Below are 6019 nucleotides of genomic sequence, written 5' to 3' on the forward strand. Positions count from 1 at the left end.
TCCGGCCTTCCGGCCTTCCGGCCTTCCGGCCTTCCGGCCTTCCGGCCTTCCGGCCTTCCGGCCTTCCGGCCTTCCGGCCTTCCGGCCTTCCGGCCCTTCCCGCGTTCCGGCCCTTCCCGCGGCCGTGCCCGCCGGTGTGCCGTTCAGCCGCGCAGCGTCTTCAGCGCCCCGGCCCAGCGCTCCAACTGGTCGAGCACACGGGTGAGTTCCTTCTCCCGGGTTCCGGTGGGAGCGAAGACCGGGTACTCCGCGAAGTCGTCCGAGAGGTTCAGCGCGAGCTGCGCCTGCACCGTGGCGAGCTGGAGCTCGGCGGCGACGCCCCGCAGATGCTCCGCCGCGCGTACCCCGCCCGCGAACCCGAGGCTGACGAAACCGGCGGCCTTGTCGTTCCACTCGTCGTAGAGGTGGTCGAGCGCGTTCTTCAGCACGGCCGGGGCACTGTGGTTGTACTCCGGGGTGACGAAGAGGAATCCGTCGAACCCCGCGACCGTCGCCGCCCAGCGCCGCGTGTGGGCGTGCTCGTACCGCCCGGACCGGGGCGCATGCGCCTCCTCGTCGAAGGCCAGGTCGTGGTCGGCGAGGTCGACGACCTCGTAACGGGCGTCCGGGCGCCCGGCGGCGACGGTGTGCGCCCAGTCGGCCACCGCCCGGGTCACACGACCCGGGCGGACACTGCCGACGACGACGGCGATGGTGGTCATGGCTGGTGTTTCCCCTCTGCTGGGTTTCCCTGGGACCGGTCCGTGCTCGTCAGCCGAACTGGCCCGGCTGGTAGTCGCCGGCCGGCTGCCGGACCATGACGTTCAGCCGGTTGAAGGCGTTGATGACCGCGACGAGCGAGACCAGGGCGACGAGCTGCTCCTCGTCGTAGTGCTTGGCCGCGGCCTCCCACGCCTTGTCCGTGACCCCGCCGGCCGCGTCCGCGATCCGGGTGCCCTGCTCGGCCAGTTCGAGCGCGGCACGCTCGGCCTCGGTGAACACCGTGGCTTCCCGCCAGACCGCGACCAGAGCGAGGCGCACCGCACTCTCCCCGGCCGCCGCGGCCTCCTTGGTGTGCATGTCGGTGCAGAATCCGCAGCCGTTGATCTGGCTGGCGCGGATCTTGACCAGCTCCTGCGTGGCGGCGGGCACGTTCAGCGCCGAGACCGCCTTCCCCGCCGCTGTGAAGTGCCCCAGCATCCTGGTGACGGCCGGGTTGCCGAAGAGGTCGAGCCGGGCGCTGTGAGTGGTCATGGTGGGCTCCTCGCCGGTGGTGGACACGCACCCCGTGGTGGTGCGTACACAGCTCAGACAGGGCAACCCCGCGGAATGTGACACGCCTCGTCGGCGAACCGGCTCCGGGGCGCCGCTCAGCGCGCCTGCGGCACCCACCGGTAGTGCAGTTCGGGCCGTCCCACCTGGCCGTAGTGCGGCCGGCGGGCGGCACGGCCGAGACCGACGAGGTGCTCCAGATAACGGCGTGCGGTGATCCGGGAGATACCCAGCGCCTCGCCGGTGGCCGCGGCCGTCACCCCGTCCGGCGCCCCGCGCAGCTCACGGGTCACCGCCTCCAGCGTCGGCGCGCTCAGCCCCTTCGGCAGCGTCGCCGGATGCGGGGCGCGCAGCACCCCGAGCGCCCGGTCCACCTCCTCCTGGCCGCTCGCCTCACCGGCCGCCGCCCGGAACTCCGCGTACCGCACCAGCCGGTCCCGCAGCGTCGGGTAGGTGAACGGCTTCAGCACGTACTGCACGACCCCCAGCGAGACGCCCTCCCGCACCACCGCGAGGTCCCTCGCCGAGGTCACCGCGATCACGTCGGCGCCGTGCCCGGCCGCCCGCAGCGCGCGCAGGAGCTGAAGCCCGTGGCCGTCGGGGAGGTACAGGTCGAGCAGCAGCAGATCGACGGGCTCCCGGTCCAGCGCCCGAACCGCCTCCGCCCGGGTGTGCGCCACCGCCACCACCTCGAAGCCCGCCACCCGTGCCACGTACATCCGGTGCGCGTCGGCGGCCACCGGGTCGTCCTCGACGACCAGGACCCGGATCACGCGTGCCCTCCCGCGGCGGTCCCGGGCAGGCCGGGGGCACGGTCGCCGATGGGCAGGCGTACGGAGAACTCCGCGCCGCCGTCCGGACCCCGCCCCAGCTCCACCGTGCCGCCGTTGCGCCGCACGGTCTGGCGGACCAGCGCGAGTCCGAGCCCCCGGCCCGTGCCGTGCGTCGACCAGCCGGTGCGGAAGACCGCCTCGGCGTCCTCGCGCCCGACCCCGGGGCCGTTGTCCGCCACCTTCAGCAGCAGCTCCCCGGCCTCGGCGACGGCGGTGACCGTGACCCGGGGACGGACGGGTGCCTGCGCCGGTGCCGGATCGTCCTCGCGAGGCGCGGGGACGGGGAGGGCGGCCGGGGCCAAGGGTCCCTCCGCCGCCGCGTCCGTCGCGTTGTCGATCAGATTGCCCAGCACCGTGACCAGGTCCCGCTGCGCCAGGGTGAGGGGCAGCACCCCGTCGTCGATCCGGCTGTCCTCGGCCAGTACCAGCTCCACCCCGCGCTCACCGGCCTGGGCCGCCTTGCCGAGCAACATGGCCGCGAGCACCGGCTCGGCGACCGCGGCCACCACCTGGTCCGTCAGCATCTGAGCCAGTTCGAGCTCGGCGGTCGCGAACCCCACCGCCTCCTCGGCACGGCCCAGTTCGATGAGGGACACCACCGTGTGCAACCGGTTCGCCGCCTCGTGCGCCTGCGCGCGCAACGCGTGCGAGAAGCCTCGCTCCGAGTCCAATTCGCCCGAAAGGGCTTGCAGTTCGGTGTGATCCCGCAGGGTCGCCACGGTGCCCCGCTGCTCTCCGCCCACCACCGGACGGGAGTTGAGCACGATCACCCGGTCCGCCGTCAGATGGAGCTCGTCCACCCGAGGCTCGGACGCCAGCAGCGCACCCGTCAGCGAGAGCGGCAGCGCCAGCGCGTCGACCCTCCGGCCGACCGCCTCGGGACCGAGCCCGAGCAGCTCCCGGCCCGCGTCGTTGATCAGCGCGATCCTGCGCTGCCCGTCCAGCATCAGCAGTCCCTCCCGCACCGCGTGCAGGGCCGCCTCGTGGTAGTCGTGCATCCGGCTCAGCTCGGCCGCGTTCATCCCGTGCGTGTGACGGCGCAGCCGGGCGTTGATCACGTACGTACCGATCCCGCCGAGCGCCAGCGCGCCGGCCGCCGCGAGGCTCAGCGCCCGCAACTGCCCCCGCACCTGGGAGGAGACCCGCTCCACGGTGATGCCCGCGCTGACCAGCCCGGTGATCCGGCCCCCGTCACGCACCGGGGTGACCACGCGGATCGACGGCCCGAGCGTGCCGGTGTACGTCTCCTCGAAGGTCTCGCCCTTCAGCGCCCGATCGGTGTGCCCGAGGAAGGTCTCGCCGATGCGCGTGGGGTCCGGGTGCGTCCAGCGGACGCCCTGCGGATCCATGATCGTCACGAACGCGATCCCGGTGCCCTCGCGGACCTGCTCCGCGTACGGCTGGAGCACGGTGGACGGGTCCGAGGTGCGGATCGCCTCCCGCACGGAGGGCGAGCCCGCGATCGCCAGCGCCGCCGCCCGCACCTGCCGCCGCGCGGTCTCCTCGGCCCGCGCGGAGCCGGAGACGTACGCGAAGACCGCCCCGCCGGCCACCACGGCGGCGATCAGGACGACCTGCATGGCGAACAGCTGTCCGGCCAGGCTGCGCGGACGGGGACGGAAGAAACGCATGGCGGACAGTCTGCCCCGGGAGCGGGGAGGGGCGCGATCACGGGTGGGAGGGAGCGCCGGGTACGGGCGCCACCCGGGCGGAACGCGGCCACGTGCCGGCCTCGCGGGCGATGACGGGGGTCGGAGCGCCAGCGGTGGATCAGCTCCGCGTCGTCCGGTCCGGCGACGCGAAGGCGATGCCCCGGCCCCGCCGGCAGACGGTCCGGAGCCGCTCGGTGTCCTCGTGCCCGTCCTCGGACTCCGAGCCCGCTTCGGTCTCTCCTGCCCCTGGTCCGGCATCGGGTCCTGGGCGGAGGCCGACGACGGCACGCGTACCGGGGCCAGGCGTTGTTCCGGGCCCGCCGCTCCGGCCCGCGTGAACGTTATGAACACAAGGGTGACCCGCGTCACTGCCGGGTGGATAGTCACCGGGGCCCCCAGGGACGGGGGCCGGTACGCGCCCCGAGGACGGGACCCGTACGTGCCCGGGGCGAGCGGGCTCGTACGCCCCCGGGCCCCCGGGTCCCCGAGGCCCGTACGCGACGCGACCGAGCCGAGATCGAACCCAGGAGGCACCCGTGGCAGGGACAGCCGGACAGCGGGACCGCACCCAGTACCTGTACATCGCCGTCATCGGCGCGGTGGTGCTCGGCATCGTCGTGGGCTTCGCCGCCCCCGGGGTCGCCGTCGAGCTGAAGCCCATCGGGACCGGCTTCGTCAACCTCATCAAGATGATGATCTCGCCGATCATCTTCTGCACGATCGTGCTGGGCGTCGGTTCGGTGCGCAAGGCCGCCAAGGTCGGCGCGGTGGGCGGGCTGGCACTCGGCTACTTCCTGGTGATGTCGACCGTCGCCCTCGCCATCGGCCTGATCGTCGGCAACATCCTGGAACCCGGCTCCGGCCTGCACCTCACCGAGACCGTCCGCGCGGCCGGGGAGAAGCAGGCGGCGGGGGCGAGCGAGTCCACCGCCGACTTCCTGCTCGGCATCATCCCGAAGACCATGGTCTCGGCCTTCACCGAGGGCGAGGTCCTCCAGACCCTGCTGATCGCGCTGCTCGCCGGCTTCGCCCTCCAGGCCCTCGGCTCCGCCGGTGAACCGATCCTGCGCGGCGTCGGCCACATCCAGAAGCTGGTCTTCCGCATCCTCGCGATGATCATGTGGGCGGCCCCCGTCGGCGCTTTCGGCGCGATGGCGGCGGTGGTCGGCGAGACCGGCGTGGACGCGCTGAAGTCGCTCGCCATCATCATGGTCGGCTTCTACGTCACCTGTGCGATCTTCGTCTTCGTCGTCCTCGGGACCATCCTGCGCCTGGTCGCCGGGGTGAACCTGCTCCTGCTGCTGAAGTACCTCGGCCGCGAGTTCCTGCTGATCCTGTCGACCTCGTCCTCCGAGTCGGCCCTGCCGCGCCTCATCGCGAAGATGGAGCACCTCGGCGTCAGCAAGCCCGTCGTCGGCATCACCGTGCCGACCGGCTACTCCTTCAACCTCGACGGCACCGCCATCTACCTCACGATGTCGTCCCTCTTCATCGCCAACGCCATGGGCGACCCGCTGAGCGCGGGCGAGCAGATCTCCCTCCTCGTCTTCATGGTCATCGCCTCCAAGGGCGCCGCCGGAGTCACCGGCGCCGGACTCGCCACCCTCGCGGGCGGCCTCCAGTCGCACCGCCCCGGACTCGTGGACGGCGTCGGCCTGATCGTCGGCATCGACCGCTTCATGAGCGAGGCCCGCGCCCTGACCAACTTCGCCGGGAACGCCGTCGCCACCGTCCTCGTCGGCACCTGGACCAAGGAGATCGACCGGGCCCGGGTGGACGAGGTCCTGGCCGGCAACCTGCCCTTCGACGAGCGGATGCTGGAGGACGAGGCGCCTCCGGCCCCGGCCACGGGGGCCGGTTCTCCGGCCGCCGAAGAGGTGCCCGACCAGCGCGACGGTGGAGGGGTGCCGGCGAAGGTCTGACCAGGGCGAACGCCGACCGGTACCGGGCCCGTGGCGAGCCGCACGGACTCGTACCAGGCTTCCCCCCCGCTCCACGGACTCGTACCGGGCTTCCCCCGCTCCACGGACTCGTACCGGGCTTCCCCCGCTCCACGGACTCGTACCGGGCTTCCCCCGCTCCACGGACTCGTACCGGGCTTCCCCCGCTCCACGGACTCGTACCGGGCTTCCCCCGCTCCACGGACTCGTACCGGGCTTCCCCCGCTCCACGGACTCGTACCGGGCTTCCCCCGCTCCACGGACTCGTACCGGGCTTCCCCCGCTCCACGGACTCGTACCGGGCTTCCCCCGCTCCACGGACTCGTACCGGGCTTCCCCCGCT

At 73.0% G+C, this 6019-nt stretch carries 5 protein-coding genes; 1 reads left to right on the forward strand and 4 read right to left on the reverse strand.

What is annotated here, in order from left to right:
• Positions 1 to 143: 143 nt before the first annotated feature.
• The 4 genes from ACFWEP_RS30235 to ACFWEP_RS30250 form a co-directional block, all read right to left on the reverse strand.
• A complete protein-coding gene (locus tag ACFWEP_RS30235; protein ID WP_387374802.1) occupies positions 144 to 701 on the reverse strand; it encodes an NADPH-dependent FMN reductase in 558 nt (185 codons plus the stop codon).
• 49 nt (positions 702 to 750) lie between these two features.
• Positions 751 to 1233, reverse strand: coding sequence for a carboxymuconolactone decarboxylase family protein (locus ACFWEP_RS30240; protein WP_387374804.1), 483 nt, complete (start codon positions 1231 to 1233; stop codon positions 751 to 753).
• 116 nt (positions 1234 to 1349) lie between these two features.
• Entirely contained in the window at positions 1350 to 2024 is a 675-nt protein-coding gene (locus ACFWEP_RS30245) for a response regulator (protein WP_387374806.1), read from the reverse strand.
• On the reverse strand, positions 2021 to 3715 hold the full coding sequence (locus tag ACFWEP_RS30250) for an ATP-binding protein (protein WP_387374808.1): 1695 nt from the start codon (positions 3713 to 3715) through the stop codon (positions 2021 to 2023). The genes ACFWEP_RS30245 and ACFWEP_RS30250 overlap by 4 nt, the downstream gene beginning before the upstream one ends.
• A 557-nt stretch (positions 3716 to 4272) precedes the next feature.
• Here ACFWEP_RS30250 and ACFWEP_RS30255 point away from each other — a divergent pair.
• Positions 4273 to 5658 carry a cation:dicarboxylate symporter family transporter gene (locus ACFWEP_RS30255; RefSeq protein WP_387374810.1) on the forward strand — a complete coding sequence of 462 codons (1386 nt, stop codon included), beginning with the start codon at positions 4273 to 4275 and terminating at the stop codon, positions 5656 to 5658.
• Positions 5659 to 6019 lie beyond the last annotated feature (361 nt).

It is taken from the genome of Streptomyces sp. NPDC060198, assembly GCF_042728415.1.
Taxonomy (GTDB): domain Bacteria; phylum Actinomycetota; class Actinomycetes; order Streptomycetales; family Streptomycetaceae; genus Streptomyces.

Coding starts and splice junctions, on each gene's coding strand:
- ACFWEP_RS30235 (WP_387374802.1), bottom strand. CDS start 701: ATGACCACCATCGCCGTCGTCGTCGGCAGTGTCCGCCCGGGTCGTGTG.
- ACFWEP_RS30240 (WP_387374804.1), bottom strand. CDS start 1,233: ATGACCACTCACAGCGCCCGGCTCGACCTCTTCGGCAACCCGGCCGTC.
- ACFWEP_RS30250 (WP_387374808.1), bottom strand. CDS start 3,715: ATGCGTTTCTTCCGTCCCCGTCCGCGCAGCCTGGCCGGACAGCTGTTC.